Annotated in this window: 23 protein-coding genes; 12 read left to right on the top strand and 11 right to left on the bottom strand. The window is 73.4% G+C overall.

The features are described from left to right. Nucleotides 1-3: 3 nt before the first annotated feature. Nucleotides 4-996: an EamA family transporter gene (locus C5N14_RS12025; protein WP_243639469.1), complete on the bottom strand. Its 993-nt coding sequence runs from the start codon at nt 994-996 to the stop codon at nt 4-6. Nucleotides 997-1,634: 638 nt separating this feature from the next. Between C5N14_RS12025 and C5N14_RS34155 the strand changes: the two genes are divergently transcribed. The 3 genes from C5N14_RS34155 to C5N14_RS12005 all read left to right on the top strand — a co-directional run bounded on the left by C5N14_RS34155 (nt 1,635) and on the right by C5N14_RS12005 (nt 4,472). Next, the gene (locus C5N14_RS34155; RefSeq protein WP_371685837.1) at nt 1,635-2,069 is read left to right on the top strand and encodes a hypothetical protein; all 435 of its coding nucleotides are present in this window, start codon (nt 1,635-1,637) and stop codon (nt 2,067-2,069) included. Nucleotides 2,070-2,670: 601 nt separating this feature from the next. Then, complete coding sequence (locus C5N14_RS34150; protein WP_117668283.1) at nt 2,671-3,096, top strand: hypothetical protein; 426 nt, start codon at nt 2,671-2,673, stop codon at nt 3,094-3,096. A gap of 137 nt (nt 3,097-3,233) precedes the next feature. After that, nucleotides 3,234-4,472 (top strand): ATP-binding protein, encoded by a 1,239-nt coding sequence (locus C5N14_RS12005; protein WP_117668282.1) that lies wholly within the window; start codon nt 3,234-3,236, stop codon nt 4,470-4,472. Nucleotides 4,473-4,512: 40 nt separating this feature from the next. Here C5N14_RS12005 and C5N14_RS12000 read toward each other — a convergent pair whose 3' ends face one another. Then, nucleotides 4,513-5,058 (bottom strand): GNAT family N-acetyltransferase, encoded by a 546-nt coding sequence (locus C5N14_RS12000; RefSeq protein ID WP_117668281.1) that lies wholly within the window; start codon nt 5,056-5,058, stop codon nt 4,513-4,515. Between the two features lie 154 nt (nt 5,059-5,212). Between C5N14_RS12000 and C5N14_RS11995 the strand changes: the two genes are divergently transcribed. Both C5N14_RS11995 and C5N14_RS11990 read left to right on the top strand, forming a co-directional pair. Further along, on the top strand, nt 5,213-5,755 hold the full coding sequence (locus C5N14_RS11995) for a DoxX family protein (RefSeq protein WP_117668172.1): 543 nt from the start codon (nt 5,213-5,215) through the stop codon (nt 5,753-5,755). Between the two features lie 214 nt (nt 5,756-5,969). Beyond that, nucleotides 5,970-7,424, top strand: a complete 1,455-nt coding sequence (locus C5N14_RS11990; RefSeq protein ID WP_117668171.1) for a glycosyltransferase 87 family protein — start codon at nt 5,970-5,972, stop codon at nt 7,422-7,424. 40 nt (nt 7,425-7,464) lie between these two features. Here the strand turns inward: C5N14_RS11990 and C5N14_RS11985 are convergent, their stop codons facing one another. The 4 genes from C5N14_RS11985 to moaC all read right to left on the bottom strand — a co-directional run bounded on the left by C5N14_RS11985 (nt 7,465) and on the right by moaC (nt 10,251). Next, complete coding sequence (locus tag C5N14_RS11985) at nt 7,465-7,893, bottom strand: molybdenum cofactor biosynthesis protein MoaE (RefSeq protein ID WP_117668170.1); 429 nt, start codon at nt 7,891-7,893, stop codon at nt 7,465-7,467. Then, entirely contained in the window at nt 7,893-9,152 is a 1,260-nt protein-coding gene (locus tag C5N14_RS11980; protein ID WP_117668169.1) for a molybdopterin molybdotransferase MoeA, read from the bottom strand. Before C5N14_RS11980 ends, C5N14_RS11985 begins: the two co-directional genes overlap by 1 nt. Nucleotides 9,153-9,292: 140 nt before the next feature. Further along, nucleotides 9,293-9,763 (bottom strand): molybdenum cofactor biosynthesis protein B, encoded by a 471-nt coding sequence (locus tag C5N14_RS11975; RefSeq protein WP_117668168.1) that lies wholly within the window; start codon nt 9,761-9,763, stop codon nt 9,293-9,295. Further along, a complete protein-coding gene (gene moaC / locus C5N14_RS11970; RefSeq protein ID WP_117668167.1) occupies nt 9,760-10,251 on the bottom strand; it encodes a cyclic pyranopterin monophosphate synthase MoaC in 492 nt (163 codons plus the stop codon). The genes C5N14_RS11975 and moaC overlap by 4 nt, the downstream gene beginning before the upstream one ends. 701 nt (nt 10,252-10,952) lie before the next feature. Between moaC and C5N14_RS11965 the strand changes: the two genes are divergently transcribed. From C5N14_RS11965 to C5N14_RS11945, 5 genes are all read left to right on the top strand, one after another. Next, the gene (locus tag C5N14_RS11965; RefSeq protein WP_207892703.1) at nt 10,953-13,484 is read left to right on the top strand and encodes a bifunctional diguanylate cyclase/phosphodiesterase; all 2,532 of its coding nucleotides are present in this window, start codon (nt 10,953-10,955) and stop codon (nt 13,482-13,484) included. Next, nucleotides 13,481-14,845 (top strand): glycosyltransferase family 87 protein, encoded by a 1,365-nt coding sequence (locus C5N14_RS11960; RefSeq protein WP_117668165.1) that lies wholly within the window; start codon nt 13,481-13,483, stop codon nt 14,843-14,845. The genes C5N14_RS11965 and C5N14_RS11960 overlap by 4 nt, the downstream gene beginning before the upstream one ends. After that, entirely contained in the window at nt 14,842-15,477 is a 636-nt protein-coding gene (locus C5N14_RS11955) for a phosphoribosyltransferase (RefSeq protein ID WP_117668164.1), read from the top strand. Before C5N14_RS11960 ends, C5N14_RS11955 begins: the two co-directional genes overlap by 4 nt. Nucleotides 15,478-15,496: 19 nt before the next feature. Beyond that, on the top strand, nt 15,497-15,901 hold the full coding sequence (locus C5N14_RS11950; protein WP_117668163.1) for a zf-TFIIB domain-containing protein: 405 nt from the start codon (nt 15,497-15,499) through the stop codon (nt 15,899-15,901). A 98-nt stretch (nt 15,902-15,999) separates the two neighbouring features. Beyond that, entirely contained in the window at nt 16,000-16,716 is a 717-nt protein-coding gene (locus tag C5N14_RS11945) for a maleylpyruvate isomerase N-terminal domain-containing protein (protein WP_117668162.1), read from the top strand. 13 nt (nt 16,717-16,729) lie between these two features. Here C5N14_RS11945 and dnaB read toward each other — a convergent pair whose 3' ends face one another. From dnaB to rpsF, 5 genes are all read right to left on the bottom strand, one after another. Continuing rightward, nucleotides 16,730-19,465 (bottom strand): replicative DNA helicase, encoded by a 2,736-nt coding sequence (gene dnaB, locus C5N14_RS11940; protein ID WP_117668280.1) that lies wholly within the window; start codon nt 19,463-19,465, stop codon nt 16,730-16,732. 533 nt (nt 19,466-19,998) lie between these two features. Then, nucleotides 19,999-20,445 (bottom strand): 50S ribosomal protein L9, encoded by a 447-nt coding sequence (gene rplI / locus C5N14_RS11935; protein ID WP_117668161.1) that lies wholly within the window; start codon nt 20,443-20,445, stop codon nt 19,999-20,001. A 14-nt stretch (nt 20,446-20,459) separates the two neighbouring features. Further along, nucleotides 20,460-20,699 (bottom strand): 30S ribosomal protein S18, encoded by a 240-nt coding sequence (gene rpsR, locus C5N14_RS11930; RefSeq protein ID WP_007073789.1) that lies wholly within the window; start codon nt 20,697-20,699, stop codon nt 20,460-20,462. A gap of 41 nt (nt 20,700-20,740) precedes the next feature. Continuing rightward, complete coding sequence (locus C5N14_RS11925; protein WP_172896610.1) at nt 20,741-21,277, bottom strand: single-stranded DNA-binding protein; 537 nt, start codon at nt 21,275-21,277, stop codon at nt 20,741-20,743. Between the two features lie 89 nt (nt 21,278-21,366). Then, the gene (rpsF, locus tag C5N14_RS11920; RefSeq protein ID WP_117668160.1) at nt 21,367-21,657 is read right to left on the bottom strand and encodes a 30S ribosomal protein S6; all 291 of its coding nucleotides are present in this window, start codon (nt 21,655-21,657) and stop codon (nt 21,367-21,369) included. 680 nt (nt 21,658-22,337) lie between these two features. On the opposite strand from rpsF, the gene C5N14_RS11915 reads away from it, so the two are divergent. Together C5N14_RS11915 and C5N14_RS11910 are read left to right on the top strand one after the other, a co-directional pair. Then, the gene (locus C5N14_RS11915) at nt 22,338-23,129 is read left to right on the top strand and encodes a deoxyribonuclease IV (protein WP_117668159.1); all 792 of its coding nucleotides are present in this window, start codon (nt 22,338-22,340) and stop codon (nt 23,127-23,129) included. After that, nucleotides 23,126-25,264 carry a hypothetical protein gene (locus tag C5N14_RS11910; RefSeq protein WP_243639465.1) on the top strand — a complete coding sequence of 713 codons (2,139 nt, stop codon included), beginning with the start codon at nt 23,126-23,128 and terminating at the stop codon, nt 25,262-25,264. Before C5N14_RS11915 ends, C5N14_RS11910 begins: the two co-directional genes overlap by 4 nt. Nucleotides 25,265-25,274 lie beyond the last annotated feature (10 nt).

Below are 25,274 nucleotides of genomic sequence, written 5' to 3'. Positions count from 1 at the left end.
ACGTTACCGCCGGGTCGCCCGGTCCGCCGCCCCGGTCCGCCGTCCGGGGCGTTCCGTGCTCACCACCAACGCCACGCCGGCGACGATCACCGCGCCGCCGAGCAGCACCGGGGCGGTGACCGGCTCGGCGGCCAGCAGCGCGCCGAGCGCGACCGCGACGACGGGGTTCACGTACGCGTACGTGGACACCAGCGAGATCGGCGCGTGGTGCAGCAGCCAGACGTACGCGGTGAAGGCGACCAGCGAGCCGGCGACCATCAGGTACGCCAGGGCGAGCCAGGACCTGCCGGTGACCCGCCCGGGGTCGAAGTCGCGCAGTTCGCCCCGGGCGGCGGCGAGCACGGCCAGCGCCACGGCACCGGCGAGCATCTCGTACACCGTGGCGACGAACGGGTCGGCCGGCATCGTCAAGCGGCCCGACAGGAACGAGCCGACCGACCAGCAGGTGGCCGCCGCGACCACGGTCAGCGCCCCGGCCAGCGGCACCGCCGCCGACTCGCCGGTCGGCAGCACCAGCAGGACCAGGCCGAGGAAACCGAGGCTCACCCCGACGAAGGTCCAGAACCGGGGCCGGTCCCCGGTCGTCGTCCGGAGCAGGACGACCAGCAGCGGGACGGTGGCGACCAGCAGGGCGGCCACCCCGGAGGGCACGGCCGTCCCGGGCGGGCCGGATTCGGCGAGCACCACCAGGCCGTTGCCGGCGGCCAGCAGCAGCACGCCGACCAGCGCGGCCGAGCCGAGCTGACGCCGGTTGACGCGCAGGGCGCCGGCTCCCCGGCGTACCCGCAGGACGAGCGCGAGCACGGCGGCGGCTGCGGCGAACCGGAGGCCGGCCGAGGTGAGCGCCGGCAGCGACTCCACCGCGACCCGGATCCCGAGGTAGGTGGAGCCCCACAGGACGTAGACGACGAGCAGCGCCGTCCAGATCAGGGCCGGTCGGGCCGGCGGCGCGGCGGAACCGCCGGGCGGGGCGGGCCCGGTCGGGCCGGCGGGCACGGGTGATCCGGTCGGAGCTGCGGCACGTGGAGGAGGTGTTGTCATCGGTTGGCCACGCTACGGTGACCAACGACGTCGGTGCCCTGGTGGGTGGCCGGCCTCACCGCTCGGGTAGGAGGGTGCGCATGTCGAACTACGGACCACCGGGTGAGGACCCCAGCGGGCCGTGGCCCGGACGACGACCGGGCGACGGGTACGGCACGCCGGACGAGCGGTGGGCGGGCGGCGGGTACGGCACGCCGGACGAGCGGTGGGCGGGCGGCGGGTACGGCACGCCGGACGAGCCGTGGGCGGGCGGCGGGCGGCGGGAGCCGGACCGGCCGTGGCCACCCCGCCAGCCGGGGCACCCGGAGCCGGTCCACCGCCCCGACCAGGCGCCCTGGCCCGGCGAGCCGGCCCGGTACGCGCCCCCGTCCCGCGAGCCGCAGCCCGGCCCGTGGGGCCCGCCCGACCCATGGGCGCCCGACCCCGGCCACCCGGAGGTGTACCGGCCGGGCGGGGCGGGGCCGGCGTACCCGGCGGCTCGGCAGCCCGCCGACCCGTACGCCGCCGGGCCGTACCCGGGTCCCGGGCCGGGCCAGCCCACGTACACCCGGCAGCCGGCACCGGCACCGGGCCGGGGGCGCGGCCGGGGCCCGCTGATCGCCGTGCTGGCCACCCTCGTGGTGCTGCTGCTCGGCGGCGGCTCGCTGGTGTGGTACCTGCTCGACCGGGACGAGCCGCCGCCCGCCGCCGACCCGACCCGGTCGACCGCCGAGCCGGCCCCGGAGGAACCGGCCTCCCCCACGCCGCCCGCCCCGACCGCACCGGCCCCCGAGTCATCGGCCGACCCCCGCTTCGTCAAGGCCGGGCAGTGCGTCCGCAACGTGGGGCCGGCGGGCGGCAAGCCCAAGCTGCTGATCGCCCCGTGCGGCCCGAAGACGTACGAGGTGCTGCGCCGCTTCGACGGGCAGACCAGCGGCGAGAAGGACGCCGAGACGAAGTGCGCCAAGGTGACCGGCTACACCAACTGGTACTTCTTCGACAGTCAGCTGGACACCCTCGACTTCGTGCTCTGCCTGAAGGCCCGCTGACCCGGCTCCCCCGACCAGTCCATCCTTCGCTCCCGACCAGCCCCGCCGCCAGCGCGTCGACCAGCGGCTGCCGGCGTCGCCCGACGATCCGCCCGGTCGGCGGTCCGCCCCTTGCGGACGCGCTGCCGACCGCCACACCCCTGGGGAAGAGATGTCATCCTTCGGACCACCCGGCTCCGGTTCACCCGACGACCCGTACGCCCGGCCGCCCGGCGACCCGACCCCGCCCCAGTGGGGACCACCGCCCGGCGGCGACGCGGAGCCGCCGACCACCCCGCTGTGGAACCAGCCGCCGGGCGGCGGGTACCCACCGCCCCCCGCCCCCGGCGGCGGCCAGCCCGGCGGGTATCCCCCGCCCGGGCCCGGTGCCGGTCAGCCCGGCGGGTACCCGCCGCCGGGGCCCTACCCCCCGCCGCCCGGTCACCCACCTGCGGCCGGCCAGCCCCCGACGGTCCCGTCGCCCGGCGGGTACCCGCCCCCGGGTCAACCGGCCGGCTCGTTCCCGCCCGCCGGGCAGCCCGGGCCGTGGGGCCAGCCGGCCCCGGAGTACGGGCCCGGGCCCGTCGGTCCGCCGCCCAAGCGCGGCGGCCGGACGGTCGGCCTGGTCATCGCCCTGGTGGTCGTGCTGCTGCTCTGTCCCTGCCTCGGCCTGGCCGGCTGGGGGATCTGGAAGGCGGCCGACGAGGGCGGCGACGTGACGCCTACGGTGACCACCTCCGCGGCGCCGACCGACGGGCCCAGCGAGGAGCCGACCGCGGCCCCGACGACCGCCGAGCCGAGCCCCTCCGACGACGAGCCGGAGCTCACCAGGGGCGACTGCGTGGTCAACGACGGCACCAACGCCAACGCCGACCTGCGGAAGGTGCCCTGCGGGCCGGACACGTACGAGATCCTGCTGCGCATCCCGGGCACCTCGGACGGCAGCCGGTGCAAGACCCTGGCCCCGAGGTCGACCGCGAACTACGTCAACGACAACCCGCTGGACTCCCTCGACTACGTGCTCTGCCTGAGGAAGCGCACGAGCTGAGGCCGGTAGCCGAAACTAGGGCTGTCTAGCGTGGACGCTAGACAGCCCTAGTTTTGTCTCGACGGCCGGCGACACGCCGGTAGCCTCCTCTACGGATGTCTAGGCTCCCAGCTAGACGGCCCGATACTGTGCGATTCGTGGATCCGGTCCGCAACCCGTACGCCCCGGGCGCCGGCCAGCGCCCGCCCGAGTTGGCCGGGCGGGGGCGGGAGCTGGACGTCTTCGACGTGGTGCTGGAGCGCATCGCGCGGGGCCGCCCCGAGCGCAGCCTGATGCTCACCGGCCTGCGCGGCGTCGGCAAGACCGTGCTGCTCAACACCCTCCGCTCGCAGGCCATCAACCACCTCTGGGGCAGCGGCAAGATCGAGGCCCGGCCGGACCAGTCGCTGCGCCGCCCGGTCGCCGCCGCCCTGCACATGGCGGTCCGGGAGCTCGCGCCCCGGCACCGCGCCCCGGACCGGATCGACGCGTTCCTCGGGGTGCTCAAGGCGTTCGCCCAGCGCTCCGCGCCCGCCGCCGGCCGGGGCGGCGCGGCACCGAGGCTGCGCGACCGCTGGCAGCCCGGCATCGACGTGCCCGCGGCCACCGGACGGGCCGACTCCGGAGACATCGAGATCGACCTGGTCGAGCTGCTCAGCGACGCCGCCGCGGTGGCCGCCGACGTCGGCACCGGCATCGCGATCTTCATCGACGAGATGCAGGACGTCGGCGCCGATGACGTTTCCGCGCTCTGCGCCGCCTGCCACGAGCTGTCCCAGCTCGGCGCACCGCTGATCGTGGTCGGTGCCGGGCTGCCGCACCTGCCGGCCGTGCTCAGCGCAGCCAAGTCGTACTCGGAGCGGCTGTTCCGCTACCAGCGCATCGACCGGCTCGACCGGATCGCCGCCGACCAGGCGCTCTGCGCGCCGGCCGAGCGCGAGGACGTCGAGTACGAGCCGAAGGCCCTCGACCTGCTCTACGAGAAGTCCGGCGGCTACCCGTACTTCGTCCAGGCGTACGGCAAGGCCACCTGGGACCATGCGCCGCGCTCGCCGATCACGGCGGCGGACGTCCGGGTGGCCGCGCCCGAGGCGGAGGCCGAGCTGGCCGTCGGTTTCTTCGGCTCCCGGTTCGAGCGGGCCACCCCGGCCGAGCGCGAGTACATGCGGGCGATGGCGACGCTGTCCCTGGTCGAGAGCGACGCCGGCGGCCGGGACGACATGGACGCGGCGGTGCCCACCGCCGAGATCGCCCGCGCGCTGGGACGCAAGCCGGCCAGCCTCTCCCCGGCCCGGGACGCGCTGATCAAGAAGGGGCTGATCTACTCCGGGGAGCGCGGCACGGTGGCGTTCACCGTGCCGCACTTCGGCCGCTACCTGCGCACCCAGCCCGCCTGACCGCCGGCGGGGCGACGACGAGGCGGGGCGGGGGCGGCGGTCAGACCCTGGACCAGGGCGGCGGGAAGAACACCTCGCCACGGGGCACCGGGCCGTCCCCGTTGGTGCTGGGCGGCAGGACCAGCGCCTGCCAGGGGTCGCCCAGGCCGGACCACGGGCTGGTCAGCCCCATCCGGTCGGCCCTGGTGAAGCCGAACCGCCGGTAGAAGGCCGGGTCGCCGAGCACCAGCACGAGCCGCTCGCCCAGCTCGGTGGCGGCGTCCAGGGCGGCCTGCACCACGGCCGAGCCGTGGCCGACCCGCTGCCGGTGCGGCGCGACGGCGACCGGGCCGAGGGCCAGCGCCGGGGCGGTGCCGCCGTCCGCGCGGACCCGGACCCGGGTCAGCAGGGCGTACCCGACCACCTCGCCGCCGTACTCGGCGACCATGGCCAGCTCGGGCACCCAGGCGTCGGTGCCACGCAACTCGTCGACCAGCCCCACCTCGGGCGGGGTCGACACGTCGGGGCGGGCGAAGGCCGCGGCCAGCACCCGGCGGATCGGGCCGGTGTCGGCCGGGCCCTCGGGTCGGAGCCGCAGCGTGGTCACCCGGGCGAGGTTACCGGCCGGAGCCCGTCCACCAGCGACGGTCGCCCCGATCGGCGTGGCGGTCCGGATCATGGGTACCCACGGTGTCCACGCCGACCGATCGGATCGGGCCGTTGCAGGGGTAGCCGCCGCCGCGACGGGGTATGACTGATCCATGAAACCCGTGCGCTCCCTCGCCCGCGTCATGTTGAGCGGCATCTTCGTGGTCAGCGGCGCCCGCAGCTTCCAGAACCCGGGACGGCTGGTGCCGACGGCGAAGCCGGTGACCGACCGGGTCGCCCCGCTGATGCAGCAGGTCTCCCCCCGCATCCCCGCCGACCCCGAGGCGCTGGTCCGGGTCAACGGGGCCACCCAGCTCATCGGCGGCCTGATGCTGGCCACCGGGAGGTTCACCCGCCCGGCCGCGCTGGTGCTCGCCGGCACGCTGGTCCCGACCACCATCGCCGGTCATCCCTTCTGGAAGGGCGACCCGGCCGAGCGGGCGCAGAACCAGATCCACTTCATGAAGAATCTCGGCCTCCTCGGCGGGCTGTTGCTCGCCGCCGCCGACACCGAGGGGAAGCCGGGTCTACGGTGGCGGGCGGGGCACCGGATCGGCCACTCGCGACGGTCGGTGCGGCGGGCCGTCCGGACCGCCCGCCGGGAGGCCCGGATCGCCGTACGATCGGCCGCCACCGCGCGCCGACTTCCCGGCTGACCTGCGGCGCGACGCCCCTCCCGCAGCCCGCCCCCGGTCAACGCCGCGAATTACCTGAACCACCCGGTACGCGTTAACGCGGTGGAAATGTAAAAAACCAGTGTGGGATCGGACACGGTCGCATAACGCGGGAGGCATCAACGTGAGGCGCCGTTCTAGGCTCCGTGCTGGACCTGGACGGGTAGGACGACCTTGGTATGGGGGTGGCCACGCCATGCCGGCGACCGTCGGACGACGGATGGACCGCCTCGCCCCGGTTCGCCGCGTGACCCGGGCGACCCGTGGGGTCGACCGCAGGACCGTGGTGCGGGCCGGCGTCGTGGCCGCCGTCGCGTACGCCGCCTGGTTCGCCATCGGCGCCTTCGGGCGGCCGTACAACTTCTTCGACATGAAGATCTACCACGGCGCGGTGGTGTGGTGGGCGAACGGCAACGAGCTGTACGACTTCATCGCCCCCTCCACGACGCTCGGCTTCACGTACCCGCCCTTCGGTGGGCTGGTCATGCTCCCGATGGCGTTGGTGCCGGTGGAGGTCGCCGGCTGGCTGAACGCGCTGGCCAGCATCGCCGCCCTCGCCCTCGTCCTGGCCGGCCTGCTGCGGCCGGTCGTGGACCGGCTCGGCTGGCCGCTCTGGTTCACCGTCGGCATCGCGACGCCGATGGCGGTGGCCATCGAGCCGGGCCGGGAGACCCTCGGCTTCGGCCAGGTCAACCTGCTGCTCTTCGCGCTGATCATGGCCGACCTGATCGGGCTGCGCTGGCGGGCGAAGCGGGGCACCCGGTTCGACCCCGCCGACGGGCCGCTGCGGCGCTTCGTGTTCAGCGGGGCCTGGGCCGGGGTCGGCATCGGCCTGGCCACCGCCGTCAAGCTGACCCCCGCGCTGTTCATCGTCTACCTCATGATCACCCGCCAGTGGCGGGCGGCGGCCACGGCGGTCGGCACCGCGATCGGGGTGACCCTCGCCGGCTTCGCGCTCGTCGGCACCGAGTCCCGGGCGTACTTCGGCGGCGTGCTGTGGCAGACCGAGCGGGTGGGCGCGGCCGACATGACGCCCAACCAGTCCCTCGCCGGCCTGCTGGCCCGGCTCTACGACTCGATCGAGACGCCCGGCCTGCTCTGGCTGTCGTTCTCGGTGCTGGTCCTGGCCCTCGGGCTGTCCCGGGCCGTCAGCGCCCGCGGCGACGGCGACGAGCTGACGGCGTTCACCCTGGTCGGGCTCACCGCCAACGTGATCAGCCCGATCTCCTGGTCGCACCACCTGGTCTGGGTCATTCCGGCGATCATCGTCCTGGCCGACGCGGCGGTGCGCCGGCGGGAGGCGAGCCGGGGGTTGGTGCAGCGCCCGGGCCAGGCGTCGTCGTACAGCGGGCTGCCCGGGGTGAACGGGCTGCGCCCGCCGATCTGGTATCCGACGCTCACCGGCCTGCGGCACGGTGTGGCGGCGGTCGGCCTCTACCTGCTGTTCCTGATCTCGCCGATCTGGCCGTACGAGCACCAACTCCCCGAGGTGTCGCACTACCAGGACGGCCTGTTCGGGGCACTGATGGAGAACTCCCTCGCCGTGGCCCTGATCGTGCTGGTCGCCGCGCTGCCGTGGCGGCCCGGCGCCGAGCCGGCCTTCTACGCCGACCGGTTCGGCCGCGCCGCCCTGGTCAACGGCCGCCGCTGACGCTCCACCGCCGCCACCGGTCCAGGTGTGCCCGGCGGCGTCAGGGGCAGTTGACCCATTCCTCGGTGCCGTCGGCGAACACCTGCCGCTTCCAGATCGGCAGCCGCGCCTTCACCTCGTCCACCAGCCGGGCGCAGGCGGCGAACGCGGCGGCCCGGTGGGCCGTGCTGACCGCCGCGACCAGGGCCACGTCACCGATGTCGAGCGGGCCGACCCGGTGCGACACCGCGACCGCGTACACGTCCGGGTCGGCGGCCACCTCGGCGGCGACCTGCCGGAGCACCACGGCGGCGCTCGGATGGCCCTCGTACTCCAGGCTGGTCACCCCGCGGCCGTGGTCGTGGTCACGGACCACGCCCTGGAACGACACCACCGCCCCGGCCCGCCGGTCGGCGACCGCCGCCTCGTGCGCGGCCAGGTCCAGCGGGTCGGTGGTCACCGTACCGAAGACCGCGGACTGCTCGATCATCACCAGGACCGCTCCCCGGGGAGCAGGGGCAGCGGCACGACCGGCACCCGCGCGCCCGGCTCGCCGCTGGTGCCCGGCCGGATGACCGCGAACCCGTCCGCGCCGGCCAGGCCGCGCAGCATCGCCGAGCCGACGTGCCGGACCGGGTGGGCGGTGCCCGCCGCCCGGTCCAGCCGGACCAGGGCCAGATGGGTGAAGCCGCCGCGCCCCGGCACCGGCTCGGCCAGCGTGGCGTGCGGCAGCGCCGGCATCGGCCGCCCCTGCAACCCGGCCAGCAGCGGCGCGACCAGCGAGACGAGCGCGATGATCGCGGACTGCGGGTTGCCGGGCAGGCCGGCGACGAACCGGACCCGGCCGTCCGGGTCGGCCAGCCGGGCCAGCAGCATCGGGAAGCCGGGGCGGACCGCGACCGTGTTGACCACGTAGTCCGCGCCGAGCACCGCCAGGGCGGGGTGCAGGTGGTCGACGGGGCCGTGCATCGTCCCGCCGGTCGTGCAGACCAGGTCCGCGGTGGCCAGCGCCGCGCGCAGGGCCGCCACGTGCGCCGGCAGGGTGTCGGCCACCGGGCCCACCACGTCGGCCGGGCGTACCTGGCAGCCGTACCGGCGCAGCCAGGCCGGCACGGCCGGGCCGAGGGCGTCGCGGACCCGGCCGGCGCCCGGCGGGCCCGCGGTCAGCAGCTCGTCGCCGAAGACCAGCAGCGCGGCACGCGGCGGCCGGCGCACCAGCAGGGTGTCGTGCCCGCAGGAGGCGGCCAGGCCGATCAGCGCCGGGTCGACCGGGGTACCGGCCGGGAGCAGTTCCTCACCCGAGTACGCCTCCTCACCCGGCCGGCGCCACTCCGGGTCCCGCCGTGGGGCGCCGGCGACCCGGCCGTCGGCCGTCCGGGTGGACTCCTCGACCCGGACGATCGCGGTGACGCCCTCGGGCACCATCGCGCCGGTGGCGATCTCGACGGTGGTGCCGTCCTCGGCCAGCGGGGGCGGGTCGCCGCCGGCCAACACCCGGCCGACGATCCGCCACGGCCCGTCCCCGCGCACCGCCCAGCCGTCCACGCTGGAGGTGGGGAAGGCCGGCAGGTCGGTGCGGGTGGCGAGCGGCTCGGCGAGGGTGTGCCCGTCGGCGTCGGCGAGCGGCCGGCGCACGGCGGGCAGCGCGGCGGCCAGGCCGGCGGCGTACACCCGGGAGCGGGCCTCCGCCCAGCCGGCCGGCGGCGGTACGGCGACCTGCTCCGCGGCGGACGCGGTTTCCGTGCTCACCGGCCGAGCCTATCCTCGGGCGGTCCGGCCCACCCCGCCAGTGCCCACGCACGCCGGTCGGCCGACCGGCGCACGCCGGCCCCAGGGCCGCGACCGCCCCGCCCGCCGGAACCGGCGGTGCTCGGACCCTGGCCGGACCGTCAGTGGTCGCCGCCGCGCAACTGGTCGACGGCGTGGGCCAGGATCGGGCCGAGCACGGCGAGGCCGTCGCGGGCGCCGCCGGTGGAGCCGGGCAGGTTGACCACCAGCATCCGGCCGACCACCCCGGCGACGCCCCGGGAGAGCGCCGCCGCAGGCACCTTGTCCCGGCTGTGCGCGCGGATCGCCTCGGCGATACCGGGGATCTCGTGGTCGAGCAACGCGCGGGTCACGTCCGGCGTCCGGTCGGTGGGGGTGATCCCGGTGCCGCCGCTGGTCAGCACGACGTCGACACCGTCGGCGAGCGCGGCCCGCAGCGCCTCGCCGACCGGCTCGCCGTCGGGCACCACCACCGGCTCGTCGACCTGGCAGCCCAGCTCGCGCAGCCCGGCGGCGAGCAGCGGGCCGCTGGTGTCGGCGTAGACGCCGGCCGAGGCGCGGTTGGAGGCGACCACCACCCGGGCGCGGATCACGGCCGGTCCTCCGGCCGCAGCCAACGGCCGGTCTTGCCGCCCTCCTTGCACAGCACCCGCACCGCGTCCACCGACGCCGCCGGGTCGACCGCCTTGACCATGTCGATGAGGGCCAGTCCGGCGACCGCGACCGCGGTCAGCGCCTCCATCTCCACCCCGGTGCGGTCGGCGGTCCGCGCCGTGGCGGTGATCTCGACGGTGTCGTCGGCCAGGGTGAGGTCGACCGTCACCCCGTGCAGCGCGATCGGGTGGCAGAGCGGGATCAGGTCGGGGGTCCGCTTCGCGCCCATGATGCCGGCGAGCCGGCCCACGGCGAGCGCGTCGCCCTTGGGTAGCCCGTCGCGGCGCAGCAGGTCGACCACCTCGGGCGTGGTCCGCAGCCGACCGGCGGCCACCGCGAGCCGGCCGGTCACCGCCTTGGCGGAGACGTCGACCATGCGGGCCGCGCCCGCCGCGTCGACGTGGGTGAGCTGGGCGGGATCGGTCACGGTGGGGAGCCTATCTTCCGGTACGCCCCGGGCCCTGGCCCGGCCGGAGGTCGGGCCACGCCGGAGTTCGGGCCACACCGGAGGTCTGGTCCGCCGGGAGAGCCGGATCCGCGAAACAAACCGGGCCGGTCGTACGCGCGGTAATGGGAGCCGCCGTGGGACGGGACGAATGGCGAGCGCCCGAGAATTGATTGCCGCAGGTCCGGCCACGCATATGTATACAAACTTAAACAAAGCATTGCAAAAAGTGCGACAGACTCCGTACACCGAACGGACACCGTACTGTCACCACAATTCACCGCACCGCCGATCGACCGCACCACGGGGTACCGACACCAGCACAAACGGCTATTGGACGGACCGGGGAGAGACGAGACGGAAGCCCGCTCCGATAATTATGGCGAGTACCCACAAAAGTTGCGCTGTGGGTTTTCACGCCGGGACGGTGAGTGACAGGAACGGCACTCATTAGCGCATTCTGCGCATATGGACATGTAATGCCGCGAACTCCCATCAAACGTCATAAGATTCAGCGTGTCAGCCAAGCCCGGGCAGGCATCGGTCGACGAAGTTCTTAGGACGAAAGGCGGGACCATGAAGGCTCACGACTGGCTCTGATCGAACTCTTCACCCGAGACCTGACCGGCCGTAAAGTCCGAGATACGCACTGCCAGGAATCACCCGCGGCAGAGGGACTGGACGTGACTGGGAGCGCAAGACGCGACAGTGAGACCGATCGGCGGCTTCTGCTGCTTGTCGGTCTCGTCGTGCTGTGCGCCGCCGCCGCGGTCGCGGTCAGCCTGCGCGACATCGGGTTCGACAGCCCGCCGAGCGCCCGCGAACTCACCAGCGCGGCGACCGTGGCCTTCCTCGTGGCGGTGGGCGCCACCGTGAACGTGCGGATCCGCATCCGGGCGACGACCCACGGTGTCTCCTGGACCGAGGTCGCGGTGCTCGTCGGGCTCGCGGTGGCACCCGTGCCCTGGGTGATCCTCGCGACCGGGCTGGGCGTCGGGTTCGTCCGGGGCATCGTCCGGGTGGCACCCCTCAAGCTGGCGTTCGGCGTCGCGAAGGACATGGTCACCGCGGCTGTCGGCGGGCTGGTGCTGCTGACCGTCGGCTGGAGCTGGCCCATCGGCGGGTCCGTCGGCCGGTCGATCTGGGCGCTCGTCGCCGCGTACCTCGTGGTCGTCGTCCTCGACGAGGTGCTGACCTTCCCGGTCATCGCCCTCGCCACCCGGACCCGGGTCCGCGACCTGTTCCGCGAGCACTTCGACCTGCGCATCGCGAGCGCCGCCGCCCGGTTCGCCGTCATCGTCTCCACCCTGCTGATCCTCAACAGCAACCCCAGCTTCCTGATCGTCGTGCCGCCACTGGTGCTGAGCCTGCACCTCGCCTACTCCAGTCGGGTCCGCAACCGGGCCGAACGCGACGCCTGGCAGCGGCTCGCCCGGACCACCGACGCGCTCAACGTCGTCGACCTCGACAAGGTGCTCACCACCGCCGTCACCCAGGCCGCCGAGCTGTTCTCCGCGGACGAGGTGGAGATCGCCCTGCGCGAGGGCACCCGGACCGTCCGGGGTGCCGCCGGCGCCCTCACCTACGACGGGCCCGCCGACCAGGCCGGCGCGGTGGACGGGTCGGTCATCGAGGTGCCCCTCGAAGGACCCGACCGGGCCGCCGACGTCGGCACGCTGCGGCTGCGGTTCCGCGGCCCGGTCCGGCTCTCCGAACGCGAGCAGTACACCCTGCGCACCTTCGCCTCCGCGCTGTGCACCGCCGTGCGCAACGCCCAGGCGTACGCCGAGCTGGCCCGCGTCGCCGACGAGCACGCGTACGCGGCGACCCACGACGCGCTGACCGGGCTGGCCAACCGGCGGGAGCTGCTGGAGCAGGGCACCGAGCAGCTCGACGCCCGGCACGCCGACGGGGTGACCGCGCTGGTGCTGATCGACCTCAACCACTTCAAGGAGGTCAACGACACCCTCGGCCACGCCGCCGGCGACCGGGTGCTCATGCAGGTCGCCGGCCGGCTGCGCGGTGCCGCCCAGGGCGACGACCTGGTGGCCCGCCTCGGCGGCGACGAGTTCGCCGTGCTCCTGCGCGGCCTGCCCGCGCCGGCGGTGGCCGCCCACCGGGCGGAGGCGCTGCTCGCCGCGCTGCACGAGCCGCTCAACCTGGACGGCATGCGGATCAGCGTCGAGGCCAGCGGCGGCATCGCCGTCGCACCGGCCAGCGGCGGGGTGGCGGAGCTGCTGCGCCGCGCCGACGTGGCGATGTACCAGGCGAAGCGGGCCGGCCAGCGGATCTCCACGTACGCCCCGGCCCGAGACACCGCCGACCTCGGCCGGCTCACTCTCGGCGGGGAGTTGCCCCGGGCGGTCGCCGACCACGAGTTCACCGTCAACTTCCAGCCGATCGTCGACCTCGGCACCGGCGAGGTGACCAGCGCGGAGGCCCTGGCCCGCTGGCACCACCCGGTGCACGGCATGATCGACCCGCTGCGCTTCCTGGAGGCCGTGGAACGCTCCGGCCTGCTCCCGGCGTTCGCCGAGGCGATCCTCGACCAGGCGCTGATCGCCGCCGACAGCTGGCGGGTGGCCGGCTTCGACCTGCCGGTGGCGGTCAACGTGTCGCCGCGCAGCCTGCTCGACGCCCGCTTCCCCGGCTCTGTGCTGGCCCGGCTGCGCGCCCACGACCTGCCGCCGGACCGGCTGGTCCTGGAGCTGACCGAGACGCTGACCCTCAGCCAGCTCGACGTGGTCGACCGGGTGCTCAACCGGCTGCGCGACGAGGGCGTCCGGCTGGCCCTGGACGACTTCGGCACCGGCTACTCCTCGCTCTCCCTGCTCTCCCGGATCCCGGTCCACGAGCTGAAGATCGACCGCAGCTTCGTGTCGGTCATGGAGGGTTCGGCCGAGGCCGCCGCCGTGATCCGATCGACCCTCGACCTCGGCCGCAGCCTCGGGCTCACCGTGGTCGCCGAGGGGGTGGAGAGCGAGCCGCAGCGCCGCGCCCTCTGGGAGGCCGGCTGCACCGCCGGGCAGGGCCACCTGTTCGGCCGGCCGGTGCCGGCCGGGACGCTGCTCTCCACGCTGCACCGGGGTTTCGGCGGTCGCCCCGGCATCCTCGCCCCACCGCTACACGACGCGGGCGCCGTGCTCCGGCTCCCCGCCGGCCGCCGGCAGGGCGGCCGGGCCCGGGGGGAGCATCTGCCACACTTGCCCGCGTGACCGCCGCCGCCGACCGGACCGTCCGCACCCCCTCGCGCTGGCGGAGGGCCGACCGGGCCGCTGGCGGGCTCGCCCTCGACCTCGGCCTGTACGCCGCCTCCGCCGCGTTCGCGGCGGTCACCGCCGCCACCTCCACCCTGCCGCCGCACCGCGCCTGGGGAACCGTCGCCGCGTACGGCTACCTGCTCGCCGCCGTCGTCGTCGCCGTCGCGTTGGCCGCCCGTCGGAGGGACGCCAGCTCCGCCCTGGCCGGCCTGCCGGCCCGCTGGGCGGTCGCCGGGCTCGCCTGGGTCACCGCCACCATGCTGCCGCTGGTCCAGCAGGGCGTGCAGCGGGTGGCCGGCCGGACCGACCGGGCACAGGAGGAGGTGGTGGTCGTCGAGCACGCCGGCAATCGTCTCGTCGAGACCGGCACCCCGTACCTCGGGCACGACGCGATCGCCGCGCTCCCCGCCGACGAGCGGCTGCTCGGCTACACCCCGTACCAGCCGGGGATGGCCCTGTTCGGGCTACCCCGGGCCGTCGCGGACGGCTGGTGGACCGACGCCCGGGTGTGGTTCGCGGTCGCCACCGCGCTGGTCCTCGCGCTGGCGGTCCGCGCCCTGCGCACGGACGCCCCGACCGACCCGACCGGCCGGGCCGACCGGGGCGCGCTGGTGCTGCGGGGCGTCCAGGCGGCCACCGTGCTGCCGATCTGCGCCCTCACCCTGGCCACCGGCGGCGACGACCTGCCCGTGCTCGCCCTCTGCCTGCTGGCCCTCGCCCTCGCCGCCGTCGACCGGCCGGGCCGCGCGGGCCTGGCCGTCGGGCTGGCCGGCGCGCTGAAGCTCTTCGCCTGGCCGGTCGCCCTCGTCCTGATCGCCTGGGCGGCGACCCGGCGCTCCACCGGGCGACTCGCCGCCGGCGCGCTCGGCGTGCCGGCACTCGCCCTGCTCCCGGCCCTGCTGGTCGACCGGGACGCGCTGGTCGAGAACGTGCTGCGCTTCCCGCTCGGCCACGGCCTGGTCACCAGCCCCGCGCAGTCCCCGTTCCCCGGGCAGCTGATCGCGACCGCCCTGCCCGCCGGCCGGGTGGTCGCCGCCGCGCTGCTGGTCGCGGTCGGCGTCGGGATCGCCGTCCGGCTGCTGCGCCGCCCGCCCCGCACGGCCGCCGCCACCGCCCTCGTCTGCGGGTACGGGCTGCTCGCCGCGATCCTGCTGATGCCGTCCACCCGCTTCGGGTACCTGCTCTACCCGGTCGCCCTGCTGGTCTGGGCACCCGCGCTCACCCGCCCCGAACCGGCCACCTACGCCCCCCTGACCGGGGGTCTTCGCCGGAGTGCCGGCGCGGGCCGCCAGGCACGGCGTACACCTGAGGTATGACGACGACCTACCGCGACCGGCAGGAGGCCGGCCGGATCCTCGCCGACCGGCTCGCCGGGCTGGCCGACCGGCCCGACGTCACCGTGCTCGGGCTGGTCCGGGGCGGGGTGCCGGTGGCCCGGGTGGTCGCCGACCAGCTCCACGCCCCCCTCGACGTGCTGGTGGTGCGCAAGCTCGGCCTCCCGATGGCACCCGAGGTCGCCTTCGGCGCGCTCGGGCCCAACGGGGTGCGGGTGCTCAACGAACCGGTGGCCGTCCGGGTCGACCCGGGGGAGGTCGCCGAGGTACAACGCCACGAGCAGGCGGAACTGGAACGCCGGGAACGCCGCTACCGGATCGGACGGCCCCCGCTCGACCTGACCGGGCGGACCGCCGTCGTCGTCGACGACGGCCTGGCCACCGGGGCCACCGCCCGCGCCGCGGTCCAGGTGGCCCGGCGGCTCGGTGCCCGCCGGGTGGTCGTCGCGGTCCCGGTCGGCGCCGAGGAGGCGTACGAGATGTTGGCCGCCGAGGCCGACGAGGTGGTCTGCGACCAGCGGCCCGCCGGCTTCGGCGCGGTCAGCAGCTACTACCAGGACTTCCACGAGGTCTCCGACGACGAGGTGACCGAGGCGCTCGGCACGATCCGGTGACAGCACCAGGTACCTTCGGATAATGCAGCTCACCTGTCCCAAGTGTCACGGAGACATGCGCCAGTACGAACGCAGCGGAGTCGTCATCGACCAGTGCGGCGAGTGTCGAGGAATCTTCCTCGACCGCGGCGAACTGGAGAAGCTGTTCGAGGCCGAGGCGAACTGGAACCGCCAGCAGTCGGCGGGCGCCCCGAACCCGGCACAGCGTCCCCAGGCGCCCGGCGGCTACCCGCCGCCCCCTCCGCCCGCGCACCAGCCACAGCAGCCGGGATACGGCGCGGTTCCCCCGCCGCCGCCTCCGCCGCCCGCGCACGGCTACCCGCCCGCCGCTCCGGCGTACGGCGGGCACGGCCAGCACTACGGTTACCACGGCCACTACCGCCGCAAGAAGCACCACGGCTTCCTCGGCGAACTCTTCGACTGACCGACGCGCCGCGCCGGGCCGGTAAATCCCGCCGGCCCGGCGTCGCCGTCGAGCCGGCGTCCCGTTGGCCGATCACGCGCCGTGGCAGGCTGCACGACATGAGCGTGATTCGGCAGCACGAGGCGCTGGCCCAGGCGTACGACGGCATCAGCTCCGTCGTCGCCCCGCTCGACGACGCCGGCCTGCAACGACCCACCCGCTGCCGGGTCTGGCTCGTCGCCGACCTGCTCTTCCACGTGCTCTGCGACGCTCAACGGGCGCTCGTGGCCCTGGCCAGCCCGGCACCGGGTCCGGCCGACGTAAACGACGTCAGCTACTGGCGCGCGTTCAACCCGGGCGATGACGAGGCCAGCGTGAAGCACGCCTGGTGGGCCGGCCGCTCGGCTGCGGCCTTCGATCGGCCCACCGGCATCGTCCGGCTCTGGTTGGACACCGCCCCCGGCGCCGTCCGGGCGGCGGTCGCCGCCGACCTCGACGGGTACGTGACCACCCAGGGGCACGTGCTGCGCGTACCCGATTTCCTCGCGACCCTGACCATCGAGGCGGTCATCCACCACCTCGACCTGGTGGTGGAACTGCCGAACGCACCGCTGCCCACGGCGGACCCGGCCTGGGTCGCGGTGAACACGATGGACGGGCTGCTCAGTGACAAGGCGGTGCGCCCGGCCGGCTGGGACGACCAGGAACACCGCGGCGGCGAAGGAGGCCACGGACAGCCACGTCTTGTCACCCCAGAGCGCTCGCCGATACTGGTGGTACTTTCACCACGGGCCGCACGCACAAACAACCTCTTCCCGCTCTGCGGAGTCAATTGACGCGCGACCCTTGTCATACGATGGCCATGTCCACGAAGCGGGAGAGATGAAGTTGCGCGGCCACCGTGATGCTGTCGGTCGGCCCATTCCGATGTTTGGCGACAATAAAATCCGCCTCGCCCGCTCGCGGGGACTCCTTGTCGTAGTAGTCGTCCCGGTGCAAAAGGATTACTACATCAGCATCCTGCTCAATTGAGCCAGATTCACGCAAATCAGACAGCTGGGGCCGCTTGTCCGTCCGTTGTTCCGGGCCACGGTTGAGCTGACTCACCGCGATCACCGGGCACTCGACCTCCTTGGCGAGCAGCTTGAGGCCACGGGAAAGGTCCGCGACCTCCTGCTGCCGGCTCTCGGTGCGCTTCGGCGAGGTCATCAGCTGGAGGTAGTCGACCACGATCAGCTTAAGGTCGTGCTTCTGCTTGAGTCGGCGCGCCTTCGCCCGGATCTCCATCAGGTTCATGCTCGGCGTGTCGTCGACGAAGAGCGGGGCCTCGCTGATCTCGCCCATGCACCGGGCCAGCTTGGTCCAGTCGTCGTCGGAGAGCTGGCCGCTGCGCAGCACGTGCAGCGGGACCCGGGCCTCGGCCGAGAGCAGTCGCATGACGATCTCGACCTTGCTCATCTCCAGCGAGAAGATCGCCGCGGCCTGGTTGGCCCGGATAGCCGCATTACGGGCAAAGTCCATGCTCGCGGTGCTGTTGTGCGTCGGGATCATGGACCGGCCGGCCAGGTAGAGGTGGTCCGGGTTGTCCACCGTCACGCAGCGGACCGGGACGCTCGGCACCGGCCGCACATCGACGATGAACCGGCTGTCAGTCCGAGCGGTACTCTCGCTGCGCCTGCGTAGGCGATGAGCCTCCTGCTTCCGAGGCAGGTGGAACACCTCGTCAGTGGTCGTGAAGTTGAGGTTGTACGCGATCGAGGTTTCCGGCCTGCGACCCTTCACCACCTTGCGGCTGATTGAACAGCGATGTCCGAGACTGACGACCAGTTCGTAGGCACCCTCGGCAAGCCTCGCCGAGGTTGTAGTGAGCTGAACAGTGCCGGCGTTGGTGATGGTGCCGTCGGTGTCGAGCAGGCCCGCGAGCAGCGCCCGGCGCTGCGTCTGCGATGCCCGCAGGTACGACTGCGGCACGTGCTTGTTACCGAGCACGCCGATTGCCCGCAGCGACTGCGTCAGCGACGACGGCGAACTGGCGCAGAGAACGCAGCCCTTGCGGCCACGGCCACACATTGGGCATTCCGGAGGCCGGATTGAGTGCAGCGTCGGCTCTGTCGTTGACTTTTTCGTCTCGAAGCCGTCCGCCTCGATCCGCCGCAGGATATCCGGGTCAACGGTGGTGAGCCGGCTACCGGCGCTGTGTCCGTCACCAAGCCAGGCGCCCAGCGTGTACGGGGGCACCGGCAGGTCCGCCTCCGGCAGTTGCAGTGCTTCGGCGTTTCGTACCGCGTGGTTCAACCTGCGGTCGGCGGTGGTGGTTCGCAGCGTTGCTCGGATCTCTTCGGTCGTAACGACATCGGAGTACCGGGCGGCGGCAACCGTATTCTGCCAGGCGCTTACGCGATCCAGAAGGCGCCCGTAGATGGCGCGGGCCGGGTAGACACGGGCACGCGGGCCCCCGCGCCGCTCCTGCGCCAGCGGAGCGAATTGGTACGGGAGGTCTCGCACGACGCGGCGGGCGGTGTGGACGAACTCGTCGCCGATCACCGACGCCAGTTCAGCAACGCTGACATCCTCGGATGCCTCAGACGTCACTCGTCGCAGCCGCTCCACCGCAGAGGGGGACCAAGCGACCTCCCGGCGAACCGCGCCGGCACGCCGGGAAGCGCGTGTAGTCGTCTTCCACAGGTGCTCGGCATCCGCAACGATCACACTGCCGTCGGAGAACTCGACTTCGTAGCAGGGTCGGCCCTCCATTACGTCAAATGCGTGGGTGACCGTCGTCGGGCACCCGTCAGCACCGATAAGTTGGTCGCCGGCCTTAACTTCGCCCATCGTCGTCCAGCCGTTGGGCGTGGGCAGCGGGGTGTCGAGGGCGAGTGCCTTGCCGAGGCCGGGCCGCCCCGCCACGATGATGAGCTGCCCGGCGTGCAGGCCGTTGAGCAACCGGTCGAGGTCGGTGAAGCCGGTCGGCACCCCGGTCATCATGCCGCCCTGGGCACCGACCGCCTCGATCTCGTCCAGGGTGGGCTGGAGCATGTCGGCCAGGACGGCGAAGTCCTCGCTGACCCGGCGCTCGGTGATCTCGTAGACGGCCTGCTGGGCGAGGTCGACGATGTCGTCCACGTCCCGGCTGCCGTTGTTGCCGGTGCCGTACCCGAGTTGCACGATCTTCGTGCCGGCCTCGACCAGCCGGCGGAGCACCGCCCGCTCTCCGACGATCCGCGCGTAGTAGGCGGCGTTCGCGGCGGTCGGCACGCTCGCGATCAGCGTGTGCAGGTACGGGGCCCCGCCGATGCGGGCCAGGTCGCCGGAGTCGGCCAGGGCGGCGGCCACGGTGATCGGGTCGGCGGGCTCGCCCCGGCCGTAGATGTCGAGGATGGCGTCGAAGACGGTGGCGTGCACCGGCCGGTAGAAGTCGTTGGACTTCAGGATCTCGACGACGTCGGCGATGGCGTCCTTGGACAGCAGCATGCCGCCGAGGACGCACTGCTCGGCGGCCACGTCCTGCGGCGGGGTCTTCTCGAACTGGCCCTCTCGCTGGGCGGGGGCTGGTGGCTGTCCGCCGCCCCGTGGCTCCGTCCGCATGTCGTCGGTGACCGACACGGGTCCCCCCCTCCGCTGCGTCGGTTCGAACTACCGGTCTGCCGCCGGGCACGACGACTGCCGATCGGACCGGTCGGGTCGATCGGGGGTCATCGCACCGTCGGTCGAGAGGCAACCATACGGAACCCGAGGTCAGCGACTCAACCACGCCGGTGGATGAGCCTTGGGACAACCTGTGGACGCCGGGGACAATCATGTGCGCAGGGTGTGCACAGGCTGTGGACAACCGCTGGGGAATTCTCCCACGGAACGCGCTGAGCTGCTCAAACGCCGCCCACACCCTGTGGAGGAAGAAATTTCCGGTGAGCTTCGCCGGCCCATCGTCCCGTACCCTCTCCTGCGAACGGCCCACCCACCGCCGCCTGCCACCTGCTGCCGGCGGTACGGTGCTGATCAGCGCCGTGCCCGGTCGGCCCATCGGCTGACCCGGGCAGCGCGCCGGGCGCGGTGACCACAGCACGCACAGAGCCCGCCCCGGCGTACCGGTGCGGGCTCTGTGCGTGGTGCTTCGGGTGTCAGCCCTGGACGACGTTCAGGGCGAACTTGGCGGTCACCTCGGGGTGCAGCTTGATGCTGACCGGGTACGCGCCCAGCGACTTGATGTGGCCGGGCAGTTCCAGCCGCCGCCGGTCGAGGGTCGGGCCGCCGGCCGCCTTGACGGCGTCGACGATCTCGGCCGGGGTGACCGAGCCGAAGAGCCGCCCACCGTCGCCGGCACGGGCCTTCAGGTTGACCTTCAGGCCGTCGAGCTGGGTCTTGACCTCGTTGGCGTGGCCGAGGTCGCGGATCTCCCGGGCCGAGCGGGCCCGCTTGATGACCGTGACCTGCTTCTCCGCACCCTTGGTCCAGGCGATCGCGAAGCCCTGCGGCAGCAGGTAGTTACGGCCGTAGCCGTTCTTCACCTCGACGATGTCGCCCGGGGCACCGAGGCCGGACACCTCCTGAGTCAGGATGATCTTCATGTCGGTGCCTCCTCTCAGCGGGCCGTGGCCGTGTACGGCAGGAGCGCCATCTCGCGGGCGTTCTTGACCGCACGGGCGATCTGCCGCTGCTGCTGCGAGGTCACGCCGGTCACCCGCCGAGCGCGGATCTTGCCGCGGTCGGAGATGAACTTGCGCAGCAGCGCGGTGTCCTTGTAATCGATGTAGGTGATCCCGTCCTTGTCTAGCGGGTTCACCTTCTTCTTTGGCTTGCGAAGGGCCGCAGCCTTAGCCATTGCTCGTGCTCCTGGTTTGCGATCGCGGGCGCTCGGCGCCATTAGAACGGAGGCTCCTCGTCAAAGTTTCCGCCACCCGAACCACCGCGCGAGGGTGCCGGTGCGGCCGAAGCCCAGGGGTCGTCGAAGTTGCCTCCGCCGCCGCCCTGGCCGCCACCACCACCGCCGCCGAAGCCGCCGCCGCCCCCGCCGGAGCGGGACATCTTCTGCACCTTCGCCGTGGCGTAGCGCAGGGACGGGCCGATCTCGTCGACCTCGAGCTCAATGACGGTGCGCTTCTCGCCCTCGCGGGTCTCGTAGGACCGCTGACGCAGCCGGCCCGACACGATCACCCGGGCGCCACGCTGGAGCGACTCGGCGACGTGCTCGGCGGCCTGCCGCCAGACCGTGCACGCGAGGAACAACGGCTCGCCGTCCTTCCACTCGCCGGACGCCTTGTCCATGAACCGGGGCGTCGAGGCGACCCGGAACTTGGCGACCGCGGCCCCCGAGGGGGTGAATCGCAACTCGGGGTCATCGGTCAGATTGCCGATGACCGTGATGGTGGTGTCTCCTGCCATGACCATCTCCTCGCGCACTCATCGTTCGCCGTACAGGCTCTCAGAGCCCTACGACAGCGTCGATGAGGCTGATCCGGGTGAACCGGGTGAACCGGGTTGAATGCTTGTTAGCGCATCTCCGGCCGGATGACCTTGGTGCGCAGCACGGACTCGTTGAGCCGCAGCTGACGGTCCAGCTCGGCCACCGCCGCAGGCGTCGCCTGCAGGTCGATGACGGCGTAGATGCCCTCGGCCTTCTTGTTGATCTCGTACGCGAGGCGCCGGCGGCCCCACACGTCGGTCTTCTCGACCGAGCCACCCGCGGTCCGGATCACGTTCAGGTACGTGTCGAGCGACGGGGCGACGGTGCGCTCCTCGAGGCTGGAGTCGAGGATCACCATGACTTCGTAATGACGCAAGACGTGCTCACCTCCTGTGGGCTAAGCGGCCACGGTCCTTCCGTGGCAGGAGGTCGTGCGTCGTGGCCCGCTCCGGATCCGGGGGAACCCGGCCGGACGCGGACAACCGGACCAGGATACCTGGTCCGAACGATCATGCCCGGGCAGGCTGGCCGCTCCCGGTGGGCCGGCGGGAGCGGCCGGCCGGGCGACGGACCCGGTGCACCGGCGGCCGAACAGGATCGGGGCCCGGGCCGACGCTGACGTCGGACCCGGGCCCCGGTCACGAGGCCGCGGGGCGTCCCGTCCGCATTCCTTGGGTGGGACCTGGGGAGGAACGACCACACCGATGAGGTTGGATCGCGACGCCCCGCGGAGCTTCATCGTGTTGTTATCTGACGGTACAACGACTCTCGTCCCCTTTGGGGCGGATTGGAACTTTCACCCGAGTTTATGCCGATGCTCCGGGTTTCGGACCGCCCGTCGGCCGGGGCGACGGAGATCCCGCTCCGGCTGGCCGGAGCCCGGTCCCGCCGTGGCCTACGGCCCGGAGAGCCGACCGTCGATCCCACCCGGACCAACGACCGCCCCCGCCCCGGGTGACGCCCCGCCCACCGGCGCCCGTCCCTGGATGCCGTACCGGGCCCCACCCCGCCGCACCGTCACCCCGCACGGCGGCGCCGCGACGTAGGCTCGCCTCCATGCGTATCGGAGCCCACGTCGATTCCGCCGACCCGCTGTCGGAGGCGGCCGCCCGGGCCGCCGAGGCCGTGCAGTTCTTCCTCTCCGACCCACAGGGCTGGAAGGCCCCGCAACCACGGGAGGACGCCGACCGGTTGCGAGCCGCCGAGGTCGACCGCTACGTCCACGCGCCGTACGTCATCAACGTGGCGACGTTGAACAACCGGATCCGCATCCCGAGCCGGAAGCTGCTGCTCGCTCATGCCACGGCGGCGGCGGAGATCGGCGCGAAGGGCCTGATCGTGCACGGTGGGCACGTCAACGCGGGCGACGACCTGGCGGTCGGCTTCGACAACTGGCGCAAGACCTTCGCGTACGCGGCGGACTCCGGCGGCTTCGCCCTGCCGGTGCTGATCGAGAACACGGCCGGCGGCGACAACGCCTGCGCCCGTCGCCTCGACGCGCTGGCCCGGCTCTGGGACGCCGTCGGCGAGTACGAGGTGGGCTTCTGCCTGGACACCTGCCACGCCCACGCCGGGGGTGAGGACCTGTTGGACCTGGTCGACCGGGTCAAGGCGATCACCGGCCGGATCGACCTGGTGCACGCCAACAACTCCAAGGACGCGTTCGGCTCGGGCCGGGACCGGCACGACAACCTCGGCGGCGGCAGCATCGACCCGGAGCTGGTGGTTGCCGTGATCCGGGCGGCGGACGCGCCGGTGATCGTGGAGACCCCGGGCGGGGTCGAGGGGCAGGGCGCCGACATCGCGTTCCTGCGCGACCGGCTCGGCGCGGGAAGCCCGGCGGCATGACGACCGAGCGGTCGGACACCGCCGCCGAGGACGCCGCCGGCGAGAAGCCGCCGACGACGGGCACCGCCGACAACAGCGCCGACGCCGTGCAGGACGACGCCTCCGTCGGGGAGGCTGCCGCCGCCGAGGACGGTGTCATCGGGGACGGTGCCGCCGCGACGGGCACCGAGGCCACCGACACCGCCGGCACCACGAGGAACGCCAAGACCGAGCAGACCGACACCGGCAAGGACGGTGTCAGCGCGAAGGACGACGCCGGCAAGGACGACGCCGGCAAGGACGACGCCAGCACAGCCGATGTCGACGCGAAGGACGGCGACACCGCCAAGGACGACAGCGACAGCACGAAGGACGGCAAGGGCGGTAAGCCGGATCGGTGGGAGGCGTTCGCCCCCGCCCCGGAGCCGGTGCCCGGACGGGTGCGGCGCGTCCTGCGGGCGGTCGGCCGGTTCCTGGTCCACGAGTGGACCCTGGCCGTGCTCGCCTCGCTGGCCCTGGCCGCCGCGCTCACCTGGCCGACGCTGCGCTACCCGCTCTACACGCTGCCCCAGGACTACTGGGACCCGAGCCTCCAGGCCTGGCAGATGGCCTGGTCGGGGCACATCCTGCTGACGGATCCGGCGCAGCTCTGGCAGTCCAACACGTTCTTCCCGGAGCCGTGGAGCTTCGCCTTCTCCGACACCCTGCTCGGCTACGCGCCGGCCGGCATGATCGGCACCGGGCCCGAGGCCGCCCTGCTGCGGTACAACATCATGTTCGTGCTGGCCCACGCGTTGGCCACGCTCGGGGCGTACGCGCTGGCCCGGCAGCTCGGCGCGGGTCGGGCCGGCGCGGCGGTGGCCGGGGTCAGCTACACCTACGCCCCCTGGCTGCTCGCCCAGGCGGGTCACCTGCACATCGTGTCCAACGGCGGCATCCCGCTGGCGCTGGCCATGCTGGCCCGGGGGCACGGCTGGTCGCTGCGCCACGGCTACCGCCCCGAGCGACGGCACGCCGGGTGGGCGTACGCCGGCTGGCTGGTGGCCGCCTGGCAGCTCAGCCTGGGCTTCGGCATCGGGCTGCCGTTCGCGTACGTGCTGGCGGGGGCGACGCTGGTCGCCGCCGTGACGTGGTTCGTCCGGCGGCGGTCGAACCCCCGGCCGTTCGGGATCCGGCTGCTCGTCGCCGACGCGGTCGGCGCGCTGCTCTTCGCCGGGGTGGGCGGGCTGTTGGCCGTCCCCTACTTCAAGGTCACCGAGCTGCACCCGAACGCCGCGCGGACGCTCGGCGACATCGGCGTCTACTCGCCGCCGTTCGCGGGCTTCTTCACCGCCCCGGCGGAGTCCCGGGTGTGGGGCGGCCTGCACGAGGGCGCCCGGTCGGTCCTGCCCTGGCACCCGGAGATGACCCTGCTGCCGGGCTTCGTGCTGTACGCGCTCGCCGCGGGCGGGCTGTTCTTCTCGGTGTGGCGGCTGCGGCACCGGCTGCTGCTGCTCGCCGGGGTGGTGGTGACGATGGTGCTGGCGATGGGCACCCGGTTCTTCGGTGGCACCTTCACCTACGGGTTGCTCTTCGAGTACTTGCCCGGCTGGAACGGGCTGCGCACGCCCGGGCGGATGATGCTGTGGACGACGCTGCTGCTCGGGCTGCTCGCCGCGGGCGCGGTCAGCGCCTTCGCCGTGCGGGTTCGGGAGTGGGCCGCCGAGCGGGTCCCGCCGTGGCCGGGTCCGTGGCTGCGGCTGGCCACGGTGTTGCCGCTGCTGCTGGTGGCCGCCGAGGGGTTGAACAGCACGCCACATCCGGTGGTGCCGGCCCAGCCCGCCGCGATGCGGTCGGTGGACGGCCCGATGCTGGTGCTGCCGAGCAGCCAGAACCTCGACCAGCCGGTGATGCTGTGGTCGACCAGCAGGTTCCAGGACATGGTCAACGGCGGCAGCGGCTTCACCCCCGTCCGGCAGGCCGAGATCCGGCAGGCCACGGAGAGCTTCCCGAACCAGGCGAGCGTGACCTACCTGCGTGACCTGGGCGTGCGCAACGTGGTGGTGCTGCGCGACCGGATCGCGGGCACGCCGTGGGAGACGACGATCGACACTCCGGTCGATGCCCTCGGCATCACCCGTGAGGAGGTCGACGGCGCGGTGGTCTACCGGCTCTAGCGGAATCCGA

This window comes from Micromonospora sp. MW-13 (genome assembly GCF_003434305.1).
Classification (GTDB): Bacteria; Actinomycetota; Actinomycetes; order Mycobacteriales; family Micromonosporaceae; genus Micromonospora.
Note: the sequence above shows the minus strand (reverse complement) of the source record. Positions and strands in the feature narration are given on the sequence as shown.